Annotated in this window: 16 protein-coding genes; 11 read left to right on the forward strand and 5 right to left on the reverse strand. The window is 66.1% G+C overall.

All coding sequences use genetic code 11. The features are described 5' to 3' along the window. The first annotated feature begins 56 nt into the window (after window positions 1-56). The 3 genes from N5C91_RS11390 (at window position 57) to N5C91_RS11400 (ending at window position 1,678) form a co-directional block, all read left to right on the forward strand. Entirely contained in the window at window positions 57-950 is an 894-nt protein-coding gene (locus N5C91_RS11390; protein ID WP_279829686.1) for an NAD(P)H-binding protein, read from the forward strand. A gap of 119 nt (window positions 951-1,069) precedes the next feature. After that, window positions 1,070-1,312, forward strand: a complete 243-nt coding sequence (locus N5C91_RS11395; protein WP_236200481.1) for a hypothetical protein — start codon at window positions 1,070-1,072, stop codon at window positions 1,310-1,312. Between the two features lie 108 nt (window positions 1,313-1,420). Further along, window positions 1,421-1,678, forward strand: a complete 258-nt coding sequence (locus N5C91_RS11400) for a hypothetical protein (protein ID WP_279829688.1) — start codon at window positions 1,421-1,423, stop codon at window positions 1,676-1,678. Here N5C91_RS11400 and N5C91_RS11405 read toward each other — a convergent pair. After that, the gene (locus N5C91_RS11405) at window positions 1,657-2,274 is read right to left on the reverse strand and encodes a class I SAM-dependent methyltransferase (protein WP_276574806.1); all 618 of its coding nucleotides are present in this window, start codon (window positions 2,272-2,274) and stop codon (window positions 1,657-1,659) included. The genes N5C91_RS11400 and N5C91_RS11405 overlap by 22 nt on opposite strands. After that, complete coding sequence (locus tag N5C91_RS11410) at window positions 2,255-2,689, reverse strand: hypothetical protein (protein ID WP_236200483.1); 435 nt, start codon at window positions 2,687-2,689, stop codon at window positions 2,255-2,257. The genes N5C91_RS11405 and N5C91_RS11410 overlap by 20 nt, the downstream gene beginning before the upstream one ends. A gap of 194 nt (window positions 2,690-2,883) precedes the next feature. Here N5C91_RS11410 and N5C91_RS11415 point away from each other — a divergent pair, with 194 nt between their 5' ends. The 5 genes from N5C91_RS11415 to prpF all read left to right on the forward strand — a co-directional run bounded on the left by N5C91_RS11415 (window position 2,884) and on the right by prpF (window position 9,843). Further along, on the forward strand, window positions 2,884-3,606 hold the full coding sequence (locus tag N5C91_RS11415) for a GntR family transcriptional regulator (RefSeq protein WP_054908359.1): 723 nt from the start codon (window positions 2,884-2,886) through the stop codon (window positions 3,604-3,606). Next, entirely contained in the window at window positions 3,603-4,490 is an 888-nt protein-coding gene (gene prpB / locus N5C91_RS11420) for a methylisocitrate lyase (RefSeq protein WP_236200484.1), read from the forward strand. The genes N5C91_RS11415 and prpB overlap by 4 nt, the downstream gene beginning before the upstream one ends. A 222-nt stretch (window positions 4,491-4,712) precedes the next feature. Then, window positions 4,713-5,873: a 2-methylcitrate synthase gene (gene prpC / locus N5C91_RS11425; protein ID WP_236200485.1), complete on the forward strand. Its 1,161-nt coding sequence runs from the start codon at window positions 4,713-4,715 to the stop codon at window positions 5,871-5,873. A 29-nt stretch (window positions 5,874-5,902) separates the two neighbouring features. Then, window positions 5,903-8,512 (forward strand): Fe/S-dependent 2-methylisocitrate dehydratase AcnD, encoded by a 2,610-nt coding sequence (acnD, locus tag N5C91_RS11430; protein ID WP_279830026.1) that lies wholly within the window; start codon window positions 5,903-5,905, stop codon window positions 8,510-8,512. Window positions 8,513-8,655: 143 nt separating this feature from the next. Beyond that, window positions 8,656-9,843: a 2-methylaconitate cis-trans isomerase PrpF gene (gene prpF / locus N5C91_RS11435; protein ID WP_279829690.1), complete on the forward strand. Its 1,188-nt coding sequence runs from the start codon at window positions 8,656-8,658 to the stop codon at window positions 9,841-9,843. 74 nt (window positions 9,844-9,917) lie between these two features. Here the strand turns inward: prpF and N5C91_RS11440 are convergent, their stop codons facing one another. The 3 genes from N5C91_RS11440 to N5C91_RS11450 all read right to left on the reverse strand — a co-directional run bounded on the left by N5C91_RS11440 (window position 9,918) and on the right by N5C91_RS11450 (window position 11,744). After that, window positions 9,918-10,508, reverse strand: coding sequence for an LON peptidase substrate-binding domain-containing protein (locus tag N5C91_RS11440; protein WP_279829692.1), 591 nt, complete (start codon window positions 10,506-10,508; stop codon window positions 9,918-9,920). 160 nt (window positions 10,509-10,668) lie between these two features. Continuing rightward, entirely contained in the window at window positions 10,669-11,382 is a 714-nt protein-coding gene (locus N5C91_RS11445; RefSeq protein WP_279829694.1) for an LrgB family protein, read from the reverse strand. Further along, window positions 11,382-11,744 carry a CidA/LrgA family protein gene (locus N5C91_RS11450; protein ID WP_024764691.1) on the reverse strand — a complete coding sequence of 121 codons (363 nt, stop codon included), beginning with the start codon at window positions 11,742-11,744 and terminating at the stop codon, window positions 11,382-11,384. The genes N5C91_RS11445 and N5C91_RS11450 overlap by 1 nt, the downstream gene beginning before the upstream one ends. A gap of 179 nt (window positions 11,745-11,923) precedes the next feature. Here N5C91_RS11450 and N5C91_RS11455 point away from each other — a divergent pair, with 179 nt between their 5' ends. The 3 genes from N5C91_RS11455 (at window position 11,924) to N5C91_RS11465 (ending at window position 14,887) form a co-directional block, all read left to right on the forward strand. After that, the gene (locus N5C91_RS11455) at window positions 11,924-12,379 is read left to right on the forward strand and encodes a MaoC family dehydratase (RefSeq protein ID WP_045217066.1); all 456 of its coding nucleotides are present in this window, start codon (window positions 11,924-11,926) and stop codon (window positions 12,377-12,379) included. A gap of 105 nt (window positions 12,380-12,484) precedes the next feature. Next, window positions 12,485-14,215 carry a C13 family peptidase gene (locus tag N5C91_RS11460; protein ID WP_279829699.1) on the forward strand — a complete coding sequence of 577 codons (1,731 nt, stop codon included), beginning with the start codon at window positions 12,485-12,487 and terminating at the stop codon, window positions 14,213-14,215. Between the two features lie 30 nt (window positions 14,216-14,245). Continuing rightward, a complete protein-coding gene (locus N5C91_RS11465) occupies window positions 14,246-14,887 on the forward strand; it encodes an oxidoreductase (protein ID WP_236200490.1) in 642 nt (213 codons plus the stop codon). The last annotated feature ends 27 nt before the right edge of the window (window positions 14,888-14,914 follow it).

The raw sequence follows: 14,914 nt of genomic DNA on the forward strand, positions 1-14,914 counted from the left end.
CAGGCCAACGAATCTGCGGCGGGCGCCGCGGGGCGGCCAGCAACGAGGACAGCATCATGATCAGCGTAATGGGAGCCACCGGGCGCACCGGTTCGAGAATCTGCCAGACCCTGCTGGAGGCCGGCGTGCCCGTCCGTGCGCTCGGCCGCAACGCCGAGCGCCTGGCGCCGCTGGCGGCTGCCGGCGCGCAGATCGCCGTGGGCGAACCGCATGATGCCGCCTTCCTCAGCCAGGCCTTCCGTGGCGCCGAGGCGGTCTACACCCTGCTCGCCTACGGCCCGGACACCGAGGACTACCGCCATCAGCAGGCGGCCCAGGGCGAGGCGATCCTCGCCGCCATCCGCAGCAGCGGCGTGCGCCGGGTGGTATTCCTGAGCAGCGTGGGCGCCGAGGTGCCCTCCGGCACGGGGCCGATCATCAGCATGCACGACCAGGAACAGCGTCTGCTGCAGTTGCCGCCGGCGGTGAGCGTGCTGATGCTGCGCTCCGGCGCGCTGTTCGAGAACCTGTATGGCGCGCTGGAGATCGTCCGTGCCTACGCCTGCTACAGCGACGCCGTAGCGCCGGATGTAGCGGTGCCGATGGTCGCCACGCAGGATGTCGCCGATGCCGCCAGCCGCGCCCTGCTCGACCATGACTGGCAGGGCCGCGTGACCCGTGAAGTGCTCGGCCAGCGTGATATCAGCTACGCCGAGGCGACCCGGCTGCTGGGCACGGCCATCGGCCGGCCGGACCTGCCTTACGTGCCGGTGTCGTCGCAGGAGTTGGCCGTGGCGCTGCAGGAGGCGGGTTGCTCTGCCAGCGTCGCCGCCTGCTACGCCGAACTGGCCGAGGCAATCAGCAGCGGGCGGGTTCGGGCGCAGGAGGCGCGCACGCCGGCCAATACCACGGCGACGCGCTTCGAGGAGTTCGCCCTCGCCTGGGCCGAGGCCTATCGAGCCTTGCCGTAAGACAGCGCCGCCAGTCTGGCAACATAATTTCCTACAAATATCTCGGAAGGCTCCGATGAATTTGGCGCTGGTCCGCTGTCTAGAGTACTCGCCCATTTGCAAACGGCCGGACCACCGCCATGAACCACGCTTCCGACAGTCTCTGGGTCGATGTGGAGACCTGGTCTCCCTATCGTCCGCAACGCATCCTCCACGGCCGCATCAGCCGCGAGGACTACCTCGCCCTGCGCGATGGCCGCGCGCCCTTCGAGGTGCGCCTGGGCGACTGCCAGAGCCGCCACTGCCCCACCGGCCCGGTGCAGGACCTGTTCCTCAGCGGCACGCACATCCTCAATGTCACCCCGGCCGAGCGGGTGGCCTGAAGTACCGGGGATAGTCCCACAGGCCATTCAGAGGAACCTGACAGAGGCCGTACAGGACCGACGTTAAGGTCTGCCACCTCTTCTCACTTTCGGTGGAGCGACGTGGCAATGAACGAGCATCTCAAGGTCGAAGTCGTGGTTCGCGCGCATAACCGCGAGTCCTCTGTGCTTCAGGGCTGGATCAGCCAGGGCGACTACCGCGCGTTGTGTAGCGGCCACGCTCCCGGCGTCGTGCGCCTGAACGACTGCCAGTCGGACTCGGGCTTCGTCCAGCGGCCGGAAGATCTGTTCCTGCGCAGCGCCTATATCCTCAGCATCGAGGTCCTCGACCGCCTGCCGCCGCCTCAGTCGGCCATGCCGCGATAGACGTAGGTCATTGGGCGCGGCCCCGGCAGGTAGTCCTGGATCAGTTCGCGCAGGTTGAAACCGCCGGACTCGATCAGCGCCGGCATGTCGCGGTCCAGGTGACAGCCGCCCGCCAGCGGCTTCCATACCGGCGTCAGCCGCTGCTGCCAGGCGCGCACACCGGCATCCGGCGCCAGGCCGTGCTCGCAGAAGAGGAATTCGCCGCCGGGCTTGAGCACCCGGCGCATTTCCTTCAGTGCTGCCTCCGCGTCGGGAATGCTGCAGAGGGTGAAAGTACAGACGATGCTGTCGAAGCTGCCGGCGTCGGCGCGGATCTGCCCCAGCTCCAGTGCCACCATCTCCACGGGAATGGCGATCGCCTCGGCGCGATGGCGGGCGAGCTTCTGCATCTGTGCCGCCGGGTCGACGCCGACGATTGTCGACACTTTCGCCGGATCGTAGAACGACAGGTTCAGCCCGGTGCCCATGCCGATCTCCAACACCCGCCCGTGCGCACGGGGCACCAACAGCGAACGCTGCTTCATCACATCGCCCATGCCGCAGGCGAAGTCGATCAAGCGCGGCAATGCGTGGCGGTCATACCAGCTTCTGATCACGCGTCTTCCTCCAGGCCAGCAGGCCCCATCCCCCCAGATAGAAAGCAGCCGCGAGCAGCAACGGTCGATGACACAGCTCGGCCACTTCCAGTGCCAGCTCGGCAAGCGTGTAAGTACTCCAGCTCGCCACGCGGCTGTCATACACACAAAGATCGACCCAGAACCAACCGACCAGGGCAAAACCGGACGACAGGCCGACGCGCCAGCCGCGGCGCCAGCTCATCGGCCACGCCAGCAGCCCGATGAACACCGCCCAGAACAGCAGCAACGGCATCATTTCAGCGGAAATGCTTCGGTCAGCCATGTCGGCAGGCAGGTTTTCCCCATAGGCACGCAATGCCCAGAAGCCCTGCAGCCATCCCAACGCCAGAAACCCGAGGGTGCTGGCAGCGACTCGTCCAACGCGTTCCTTCACCTGAATTGCCTTCCCTGAGCCAGCCAGCGCAAACGCATACTCGCAGAACCCGGGCGCTGCGTCTTGCGGCGATGAACCCGCACGCATAAGCCGGGTAGCTCATTAGACGATTGTCGACAATTCATCAGATCTTCATTGACCGAAGGCTTTTCCAGGGGTAGCTTTCGCCGCACACCAAGAAGATTGTCGACACCATGAGCGATAGCCTGATTCTGCCCACCCCCGCCAGCGACGACGGCGAGACCCTCTCGGAACACGTGTTCCGCAAGATCCAGTCGGCCATCGTCAAGGGTGACATCGCCCCCGGCAGCAAGATTTCCGAGCCGGAGCTGGCGCGCACCTATGGCATCAGCCGCGGCCCACTGCGCGAGGCGATCCACCGCCTGGAAGGCCAGAAGCTGCTGGTGCGCGTACCGCACGTCGGTGCACGGGTCGTCTCGCTCAGCCATGAGGAGCTGCTGGAGCTCTACGAGATCCGCGAGTCCCTCGAAGGCATGGCCTGCCGCCTGGCGGCCGAGCGCATGACGCCGGCCGAGATCGATGAACTGCGCCGGGTGCTCGACACCCACGAGCGCGACGAAGCCTTCCAGGCCGGCCGTGGCTACTACCAGCAGGAAGGCGACTACGACTTCCACTACCGGATCATCCAGGGCAGCGGCAACCGCACCCTCACCCGCATGCTCTGCGGCGAGCTGTACCAGTTGGTACGCATGTATCGCCTGCAGTTCTCGGCGACGCCCAACCGGCCGCGCCAGGCCTTCGCCGAACACCACCGGATTCTCGATGCCATCGCCGATCGTGACGGCGAACTGGCCGAGTTGCTGATGCGCCGTCACATCGGCGCCTCGAAACGCAATATGGAGCGCCATTACCTGGACGCCCAAGCCAAGACAGCCAACGAACGAGGTGAACAATGAGCTACAAGACCGCCGGCCAACGTTTCCGCGACGCCCTTGCCGAAGAAAAGCCGCTGCAGGTGATCGGCGCGATCAACGCCAACCACGCGCTGCTGGCCAAGCGCGCCGGCTTCAAGGCTATCTACCTCTCCGGTGGCGGCGTGGCAGCGGGTTCCCTCGGCCTGCCGGACCTGGGCATCAACACCCTGGATGACGTGCTCACCGACGTACGCCGCATCACCGACGTCTGCGACCTGCCGCTGCTGGTGGACATCGACACCGGCTTCGGCCCCAGCGCCTTCAACATCGAGCGCACGGTGAAGGCCCTGATCAAGGCCGGCGCTGCTGCCGCGCACATCGAGGACCAGGTCGGCGCCAAGCGTTGCGGCCACCGTCCGGGCAAGGAAATCGTCTCCACCCAGGAGATGGTCGACCGCGTGAAGTCTGCCGCCAACGCCAAGACCGACCCGAACTTCTTCCTGATCGCCCGCACCGACGCCATCCAGGCCGAAGGCGTGGACGCCGCCATCGAGCGCTGCCAGCGCTACGTCGAGGCCGGCGCCGATGCGATCTTCGCCGAAGCCGCCTACGACCTGCCGACCTACAAGCGCTTCGTCGACGCGCTGAACGTGCCGATCCTGGCCAACATCACCGAATTCGGCGCCACCCCGCTGTTCACCCGCGACGAGCTGGCCTCGGTCGGCGTGGCCATCCAGCTCTACCCACTGTCGGCCTTCCGCGCCGCCAACAAGGCCGCCGAAGCCGTGTACACCGCGATCCGCGAGGAAGGCCACCAGCAGAACGTGATCGAGCTGATGCAGACCCGCGCCGAGCTGTACGACCGCATCGGTTACCACGCCTTCGAGCAGAAGCTCGACGCGCTGTTCGCCGCCGGCAAGAAGTAAGCGAGCCTGTACAAACCGTAGGGTGCATAACGCCATCGGCGTTATCCACCCTTGGCGGTGACGGCGGATAACGCTTCGCGTTATTCGCCCTACGCCAGAACCTGAACCACCGTAGGGCGGATAACGCCACAGGCGTTATCCGCCAAACCAGATTCGAACCGACCGCACGGCCAATGCCGGCGGAACAAGAACAAGCAACCGGATTTGATGAGGAGACACGCGATGAGCGCTACCGCAGAAACCACCACCGCCTTCAAACCCAAGAAGTCCGTGGCCCTGAGTGGCACCGCCGCTGGCAACACCGCCCTGTGCACCGTCGGCCGCACCGGCAACGACCTGCACTACCGTGGCTATGACGTCCTGGATTTCGCCAACCGCTGCGACTTCGAGGAAATCGCCCACCTGCTGGTCCACGGCAAGCTGCCCAACGTTGCCGAGCTGGCCGGCTACAAGGCCAAGCTGAAAGCCCTGCGCGGCCTGCCGGCCGGCGTCAAGGCCGCCCTGGAGACCCTGCCGCCGTCGGCGCACCCGATGGATGTGATGCGCACCGCCGTGTCCGTGCTCGGCTGCCTGTCGCCGGAGAAGGACGACCACAACCATCCGGGCGCCCGTGACATCGCCGACAAGCTGATGGCTTCGCTGGGCTCGGCGCTGCTCTACTGGTACCACTTCAGCCACAACGGCAAGCGCATCGACGTCGAGACCGACGACGACTCCATCGGCGGCCACTTCCTGCACCTGCTGCACGGGCAGAAGCCGCGCGAGTCCTGGGTGCGCGCCATGCACACCTCGCTGAACCTGTACGCCGAGCACGAATTCAACGCTTCGACCTTCACCTCCCGGGTGATCGCCGGCACCGGTTCGGACATCTACTCCTGCATCGCCGGCGCCATCGGCGCGCTGCGCGGCCCGAAACACGGCGGCGCCAACGAGGTGGCCTTCGAGATCCAGAAGCGCTACGACAACCCGGATGAAGCCGAGGCCGACATCCGTGCCCGCGTCGAGCGCAAGGAAGTGGTGATCGGCTTCGGCCACCCGGTCTACACCGTGTCCGACCCGCGCAACAAGGTGATCAAGGAAGTCGCCCAGCAGCTGTCGAACGAGCAGTCGAACACCAAGATGTATGACATCGCCGAGCGCCTGGAAACCATCATGTGGGACATCAAGAAGATGTTCCCCAACCTCGATTGGTTCAGCGCCGTGAGCTACCACATGATGGGCGTGCCCACCGCGATGTTCACCCCGCTGTTCGTCATCGCCCGCACCGCCGGCTGGTCCGCCCACGTCATCGAGCAACGCATCGACGGCAAGATCATCCGCCCGAGCGCCAACTACACAGGCCCTGAAGACCTGAAGTTCGTGCCGCTCAAGGACCGCAAATAGCCTTCCTGGATAACAACATGACTACTTCCGTGAACAGCCAATTCCGCAAGCGCCTGCCCGGCACCGCGCTGGATTACTTCGACGCCCGCGAGGCGGTCGAGGCGATCCAGGCCGGCGCCTGGGACAAGCTCCCCTACACCTCCCGCGTGCTGGCCGAACAGCTGGTGCGCCGCTGCGAGCCGGCGGACCTCACCGCCTCGCTGGAGCAGCTGGTCTACCGCAAGCGCGACCTCGACTTCCCCTGGTACCCGGCGCGCGTGGTCTGCCACGACATCCTCGGCCAGACCGCGCTGGTCGACCTCGCCGGCCTGCGTGACGCCATCGCCGAGAAAGGCGGCGACCCATCCAAGGTCAACCCGGTGGTGCCGACCCAGCTGATCGTCGACCACTCGCTGGCCGTGGAAGCCGCCGGCTTCGACCCCGACGCATTCGAGAAGAACCGCGCCATCGAGGATCGCCGCAACGAGGATCGCTTCCACTTCATCGACTGGACCAGGACCGCGTTCAAGAACGTCGACGTGATCCCGGCCGGCAACGGCATCATGCACCAGATCAACCTGGAGAAAATGAGCCCGGTGATCCAGGCACGTGGCGGCATCGCGTTCCCCGACACCTGCGTCGGCACCGACTCGCACACCCCCCACGTGGATGCCCTGGGCGTAATCGCCATCGGCGTCGGCGGCCTCGAGGCCGAGACCGTGATGCTTGGCCACCCGTCGATGATGCGCCTGCCCGACATCGTCGGCGTGAAGCTGACCGGCAAGCGCCAGCCGGGCATCACCGCCACCGATATCGTCCTGGCGATCACCGAGTTCCTGCGCAAGGAGCGCGTGGTCGGCGCCTATGTCGAGTTCTTCGGCGAGGGTGCGGACAGCCTGTCCATCGGCGACCGCGCGACCATCTCCAACATGTGCCCGGAATACGGCGCCACCGCCTCGATGTTCTACATCGACGGCCAGACCATCGACTACCTCAAGCTCACCGGCCGCGAGCCCGAGCAGGTGGAGCTGGTGGAGAACTACGCGAAGACCCTCGGCCTGTGGAGCACCGCCCTGGAAACCGCCGAGTACGAGCGCGTGCTCGAATTCGACCTGGGCAGCGTAGTGCGCAACATGGCCGGCCCGTCCAACCCGCACCGCCGCCTGCCGACCTCGGCACTGGCCGAGCGCGGCATCGCCGACGAAGCCAAGCTGGAGTCCGGCCGGGTCGAGGAAGCCGAAGGCCTGATGCCCGATGGCGCCGTGATCATCGCCGCCATCACCAGCTGCACCAACACCTCCAACCCGCGCAACGTCATCGCCGCCGGCCTGGTGGCGAAGAAGGCCAACGCGCTGGGCATGATCCGCAAGCCGTGGGTGAAGACCTCGTTCGCTCCCGGGTCGAAAGTCGCCAAGCTGTACCTGGAAGAAGCCGGCCTGCTGCCGGAGCTGGAGAAGCTCGGCTTCGGCATCGTCGCCTATGCCTGCACCACCTGTAACGGCATGTCCGGCGCGCTGGACCCGGCGATCCAGAAAGAGATCATCGACCGCGACCTGTACGCCACCGCCGTGCTCTCGGGCAACCGCAACTTCGACGGGCGTATCCACCCCTACGCCAAGCAGGCCTTCCTCGCCTCGCCGCCGCTGGTGGTCGCCTACGCCATCGCCGGTACCGTGCGCTTCGACATCGAGCAGGACCCGCTGGGCACCGACAGTCAAGGCAACCCCGTCACCCTGAAGGACCTCTGGCCGTCCGACGAAGAGATCGACGCCATCGTCGCCTCCAGCGTCAAGCCCGAGCAGTTCAAGCAGGTCTACATCCCGATGTTCGACCTGGGCAGCGTGCAGGAAGCCGAAAGCCCGCTGTACGACTGGCGCCCGATGTCCACCTACATCCGCCGCCCACCATACTGGGAAGGCGCGCTGGCGGGCGAGCGCACGCTCAAGGGCATGCTGCCGCTGGCGATCCTGCCGGACAACATCACCACCGATCACCTGTCGCCGTCCAACGCCATCCTGGCGGACTCGGCCGCCGGCGAGTACCTGGCGAAAATGGGCCTGCCGGAAGAGGACTTCAACTCCTACGCCACCCACCGCGGCGACCACCTGACCGCCCAGCGCGCCACCTTCGCCAACCCGCAGCTGGTCAACGAAATGGCCGTGGTCAACGGTGAAGTGAAGAAAGGTTCGCTGGCCCGCGTCGAGCCCGAGGGCAAGGTAATGCGCATGTGGGAAGCCATCGAAACCTACATGAACCGCAAGCAGAACCTGATCATCGTCGCCGGTGCCGACTACGGCCAGGGCTCGTCCCGCGACTGGGCGGCCAAGGGCGTTCGCCTGGCCGGTGTGGAAGTGATCGTCGCCGAAGGCTTCGAGCGCATCCACCGCACCAACCTGGTGGGCATGGGCGTGCTGCCGGTGGAGTTCAAGCCGGGCACCACGCGCCTGACCCTGGGCCTGGACGGCACCGAGACCTACGACATCAAAGGCGAAGTCTCGCCGCGCTGCGACCTGACCCTGGTGGTCAACCGCCGCAACGGCGAAGTCGTCGAAGTCCCGGTCACCTGCCGCCTCGACACCGCCGCCGAAGTGAAGGTGTACAAGGCCGGTGGCGTGCTGCAACGCTTCGCCAAGGACTTCCTGGAAGGCGCGGTAGCGTGATGTAACCGCCGGCCCGCTCGCGGGCCGGCACAACTTCTGTAGGAGCGAGCTTGCTCGCGAACCAAAGTCCGCAGTGAGGCCGTTCGCGAGCAAGGGCTAGGCGCCCCCCACGTTCCTACGAAAAGCAAACAGGATCGAGTCCCATGCCCCACGTACCCCAAGTGAAGATCCCCGCCACCTACATCCGTGGCGGCACCAGCAAGGGCGTGTTCTTCCGCCTGCAGGATTTGCCCGAGCGCTGCCAGGTGCCTGGCGCAGCCCGCGACAAGCTGTTCATGCGCGTGATCGGCAGCCCCGATCCGTACAGCGCGCACATCGACGGCATGGGCGGCGCAACCTCCAGCACCAGCAAATGCGTGATCCTGTCGAAAAGCACCCAGCCGGATCACGACGTCGACTACCTCTATGGGCAGATTTCCATCGACAAGGCCTTCGTCGACTGGAGCGGCAACTGCGGCAACCTCTCCACCGCTGCCGGCTCCTTCGCCATCCACGCCGGCCTGGTCGATCCGTCGCGCATCCCGGACAACGGCACCTGCGTGGTGCGCATCTGGCAGGCGAACATCCAGAAGACCATCATCGCCCACGTGCCGATCAGCAACGGCCAGGTCCAGGAAACCGGCGACTTCGAGCTGGACGGCGTGACCTTCCCGGCCGCCGAGATCGTGCTGGAATTCCTCGATCCGTCCGACGATGGCGAGGAAGGCGGCTCGATGTTCCCCACCGGCAACCTGGTGGACGACCTGGAAGTCCCCGGCATCGGCACCTTCAAGGCGACCATGATCACGGCCGGCATCCCGACCATCTTCGTCAACGCCCAGGACATCGGCTACACCGGCACCGAACTGCGCGAAGCGATCAATGGCGACCCCGAACAACTGGCGCGCTTCGAGCAATTCCGCATTGCCGGCGCCCTGCGCATGGGCCTGATCAAGACCCCGGAAGAAGCCGCGACCCGCCAGCACACACCGAAGATCGCCTTCGTCGCGCCGGCGAAGGACTACGTCACCTCCAGCGGCAAGCAAGTGCAGGCCGGCGACATCGACCTGCTGGTCCGCGCGCTGTCCATGGGCAAGCTGCACCACGCCATGATGGGCACCGCGGCCGTGGCCATCGGCACCGCCGCCGCCATTCCCGGCACCCTGGTAAACCTCGCCGCCGGCGGTGGCGAACGCAGCGCCGTGCGCTTCGGCCACCCCTCCGGCACCCTGCGTGTGGGCGCCGAGGCGAAGCAGGTGAACGGCGAGTGGACCGTGACCAAGGCCATCATGAGCCGCAGCTCGCGCATCCTCATGGAAGGCTGGGTACGGGTACCGGGCGATTCGTTCTAAAGGCGGCTTCAAGCGGTAGGCTTCAGGCGGCAGGCAAAGCTCTTGCCTGCAGCCTGTAGCCTGCCGCCCCAATCTCAGGCGACGAAATCGCCCTGCAGCTGCTCCAGCAGCACCTGAATGCGCGCCAGGCGCACGGTGGGATCGTCCATCTCCAGCAATACCTGCTTCTGGTCACGTTCGAAGGGCAGCAGATAGGCGAGCTGGCAGGCCAGGGCCTGCTGGCCATTCACCTCGCCGCCCATCTCCAGGGCGGACACCATCGGGTGCATGGACAGCGCTTCGAGCAGCGCGGCGAGGTCGTCGTGCTCCTTGGTCAGCGGCTGGTCGGATTGCTCGTCCAGCCACTCCACCTCGGCCACCGTCAGCTGGTCGGGCTGCACGTTTGCCGAGAGCACACGGAAGCGCCGTCCGCCTTCGACACGGATGCCCAGCAAGCCGTTGGACTGCTGCTTCCAGTCCTTGATGTGGGCTTCGCAGCCCACCAGGCTGTAATGCTCCGGCGCATCGCCGACTTCCTCGCCCTCGACGATGGCCACCACACCGAACCCGCCGTTCTGCTTCATGCAGCGGCCGATCATGTCCAGGTAGCGCGCCTCGAAGATCTGCAGGTCGAGGCGGCAGCCGGGGAACAGCACGGTATTGAGGGGGAAGAGCGGAAAACTCATGGGTACTCCCATTTTCGATCAGAGCCTGTTTACGATCGTGCGAGCTTGAGCCGTAGTAGGCGGCAAGCGCCTGAAGAGCGGAGTTTACTGCTGTAAATGAGCACCTGAGGGCGTTTGCCAACGCCCTACGGCCGACGCGCAGCAGATCGTCAACAGGCTCTCAGGCGATCAGCGCTACCGCCAACGGTAGCAGCACAGCGGTGGCCACGCCCATCAGGCTCATCGCCAGGGCAGCGAAGGCGCCGCACTCCTCGCCCTCCTGCAAGGCGCGGGAGGTACCCACGGCATGGGCGGTCATGCCCAGCGCCATGCCCTGCGCGGCCGGGTGATGGACACCGACGCGGCGCAGCAATTCCGGACCGAGGATGGCGCCGAGTACCCCGGTGATCAGCACGAATACCGCCGCCAGCGCCGCCACGCCGCCGATCTGACTGGCCACCAGCATGGCGATGGGCGAGGTCACTGACTTGGGCGCCAGGCTCATCAGCAGTTCATGGTCGACGCCGAACAGCCAGCCCAGGCCGATGCCCAGCGCAGTGGCGAACAGGCCGCCGACCAGCAGGGTGATCAGCGTCGGCCAGAACAGCTGGCGGATGCGCTTGAGGTTGAGGAACAGCGGCACGGCGAGGGCGACGGTCGCGGGGCCGAGGAGGATGGTCAGCACCTTGGCGCTGTTGCTGTACTCGCTGTAGTCGATGCCGCAGGCCAGCAGCACCGCGATGACGATCAGCATCGACACCAGCACCGGCTGCAGGAATACCCAGCGCGTGCGCTCGTAGGCGGCCAGCGCCAACTGATAAGCGCCCAGGGTGACGCCGACGCAGAACAGCGGATGATGAATGACGGCGTTCAGCGCGCCTTGCCAGTCGAACATCAGGCGTTCTCCTTCTGCTTGCGCTGGCGGTCGATGAGCTTCTGCATCAGCCAGCCGGCGAACACGAAGGACACCAGCAGCGACAGCGCCAGGGCCCCGGCGATGGCCCAGAAGTCCGCGGCGATCTGCTTCGCGTAGGCCATCACGCCCACCGCCGCCGGCACCAGCAACAGCGGCAGGTAGCGCAGCAGCGAGGCGGCGGCCTCGTTCACCGGCTTGCTCACCTCGCCGTTCCAGACGAGGAAGGCGAACAGCAGCACCAGCCCAATGATGGGGCCGGGAATCATGTGCAGGATGAGAGCATTCAGGCCCGTGCCGAGCAGTTGGAACAGCACCAGCCAGGTCAGGCCGCGTAGCAACATCAGGGAACATCTCCAGCGCAAGGAGACGCCATTATGCCCGCCCGGCGCCCGCTATGGCGCGGCATTCGCCCAAAGCATGAATGCCGCTGCGGCTTGACCGGCCGCGGACCCCATGCTGATCTGTTGTCGGACTCTTACGCAGGCCGCACTAGAAGAACAACGATATCCCCGGAGGAAACATGGCATTCGTACCCGTAAGCGCACTGAAGGACTACATCGGCAAGGACCTGGGCCATTCGCAGTGGATCACCGTCGATCAACAGCGCATCAACCAGTTCGCCGAGTGCACCGAGGACCACCAGTTCATCCACGTCGACCCGGAGAAGGCGAAGAAGACGCCCTTCGGCGGCACCATCGCCCACGGCTTCCTGTCGCTGTCGCTGATCCCGAAACTCTGCGAGGGCCTGCTGGTCCTGCCGGAGAACCCCAAGATGGTGGTCAACTACGGCCTGGACAGCGTGCGCTTCATCCAGCCGGTGCCGGTGGATTCGCGCGTGCGCCTGCAGGTGACCATCACCGACATCACCGAGAAGAACCCCGGCCAGTGGCTGATCAAGGCGCGCTGCACCCTGGAGATCGAAGGCCTGCCCAAGCCTGCCTACATCGCCGAATCGCTGAGCCTGTGCTTCGTCTGATGCCTCGCCATCGACGTGCCATGCAGGTCTGAGAAAAAAGCCCGCGATCGCGGGCTTTTTTCCGTCACACTCAATCGGCGCCCCACCGTCGATTCGAGAGTCCCCATGCCACGCCAACTCCTGCCCTTGAGCCTCGTCCTGCTGCTTGCCGCCTGCGGCGAGGGCGAACCGCTGACGCCACCGGACGCCCGCCTGCCCGACGGCGCGCGCTACCGCGGGGAGCTGGTCAACGGTCAATTGCAGGGCCCGGGGCGGCTCGATTACAGCAATGGCGCCTGGTACGAGGGCGGCTTCGACAAGGGGCTGCAAAGCGGCCAGGGCAAGTGGGTCGACAGCACCGGCACGGTCTATGAAGGCGAATTCCGCGACGGCCAGTTCGAAGGCCACGGACGCCTGCAGTACCCGGACGGCAGCGTCTACGAAGGCCAGTTCAAGCGCAGTGAATTCGATGGTGAGGGCCGTCTTACCCAGGGTGGCACCACCTACAGCGGTGCCTTCCGCAAGGGGCTCTACGACGGTCTGGGCAACCTCGAACAGGCCGATGGCACACGTCACCAGGGCTTCTTCGCCAGGGGCCAGGCCAATGGCGAAGGCGCCCGCCAGGACAGCCTCGGCAACCAGTACGGCGGCCAGTTCAAGAACGGCGTGCTGGAGGGCAAGGGCACCTTCCGCGACGACGCCGGCGACTACTACAGCGGCGAATTCCGCAACGACCAGTTCGACGGCACCGGGCGCTTCCAGAACGCCAACGGCGATGTCTGGTTCGGTCGTTTCAAGGAAGGCGCACTGAGCGGACCGGGCGAATTCAGCGGCGTCGACGGCAGCCGCTACAAGGGCGAATTCCGCGCCTGGCGCTTCCACGGCAGGGGCACGCTGACCCAGCCCGACGGCCAGACCTACCAGGGCGGCTTCGCCCGTGGCGAATACACGGGGGAAGGCACCCTCACCCGCCGTGATGGCAGCCTGCAGAAAGGCATCTGGCGCGACGGCCAGTTGCGCCAGGACGCCGCCGGCAAGCTGCTGCCCAACCCGCTGGAGGTAGGCCTGCTGGAGCAGGGCGCAATGCTGGAGAAGGCGCTGGCCGCTATCCCGCAGTCCACCCCGGCAATCGAACTCTACGGCGTCAGCCTGGGGGGCGACGGCAAGCAGAGCGTGTTCCTGCGCGAGGCCGACTACGTCGCCGACCTGCTCGGCGAGCGCTTCGGCGCCCGCGGCGTGGTACGCCTGGTGAACCACCGCGATCACCTCGCCGACCGCCCCATGGCCACCCGCGAAACCCTCGCCCGCACCCTGCGCACCATCGCCGAACGCAGCGGCCCGGAAGACCTGGTGTTCATCTACCTGACCAGCCATGGCTCCCATGACCACCAGCTGGTGCTGGACATGCCGGGGCTCAAGCTCTATGACCTGCCGGCCAGCGAACTGGCCAGCCTGCTTGCCCCGCTGAAGGACCGCTACAAGGTGCTGGTCATCTCCGCCTGCTACAGCGGCGGCTTCATCCCCGTGCTCAAGGACGACAAGACCCTGATCATGACCGCCGCGCGCAGCGACCGGGTGTCTTTCGGCTGCTCCGAGGAAGCCGATTTCACCTACTTCGGCGATGCGCTGTTCGCCAAGGCGCTCCAGCAGACCGACGACCTCAGGCAGGCCTTCACGCTGGCCAGCGCGACCGTGGCCAAGCGCGAGAAGGAGGAAGAGTTCGAAGCATCGGAGCCGCAACTCTGGGCGCCGGACGCGGTCATTACTCGCTGGCAGGCCCTGCGCGCAGAGCAATCACACGCAGCGCTGGCACTCGGCAACGGCGATGCGCAGGAAAAACGCCCAGGCGGCAACTAAGCTGGAATGTGTGTCAGAGGGGAAACACAGATGTACTCGAAACCGACGAATATCCTGCTAGCGGGCGCCACCGGCCTGACCGGTGAACATCTGCTCGACCGCATGCTCAACGAGCCCACGGTCAAGCGCGTCATCGCTCCGGCCCGAAGGAAGCTGGCGGAGCACCCACGCCTGGAAAACCCCATCGGCCCACTGGCCGAGCTCATCCCGCACCTGCTCCAGCCGGTGGACACGGTGTTCTGCTGCCTGGGCACCACGCTCAAGGAAGCCGGTTCCGAGGAAGCCTTCCGCAGCGTTGACTTCGACCTGCCGCTGGCCCTCGGCGAGCGCGGTCTGGCCCTCGGCGCACGACACTACATAGTGGTCAGCGCGCTGGGTGCGGACAGCAAGTCGTCGATCTTCTACAGCCGGGTCAAGGGCGAGCTGGAGGATGCCCTGCGCCAGCAAGGCTGGCAGCAGTTGACCATTGCGCGGCCGTCGCTGCTGCTCGGTCAGCGCGACGAAGTCCGCCTCGCCGAGCTGCTCGCCGCGCCCTTCTCGCGCATCCTGCCGGGCAAGCTGCACGGCATCGAAGCCATCGCCCTGGCCCGCGCGCTCTGGCGCCTGGCGCTGGAAACCGGCAAGGGTACCCGCGTCGTCGAATCGGACGAGTTGCGCAAACTGGGCAAGTAACCCCACAACCGCAGGGCGTACAACGCT

The sequence above is a fragment of the Pseudomonas sp. GD03903 genome (genome assembly GCF_029840045.1).
Taxonomy (GTDB): Bacteria; Pseudomonadota; Gammaproteobacteria; order Pseudomonadales; family Pseudomonadaceae; genus Pseudomonas; species Pseudomonas pseudonitroreducens.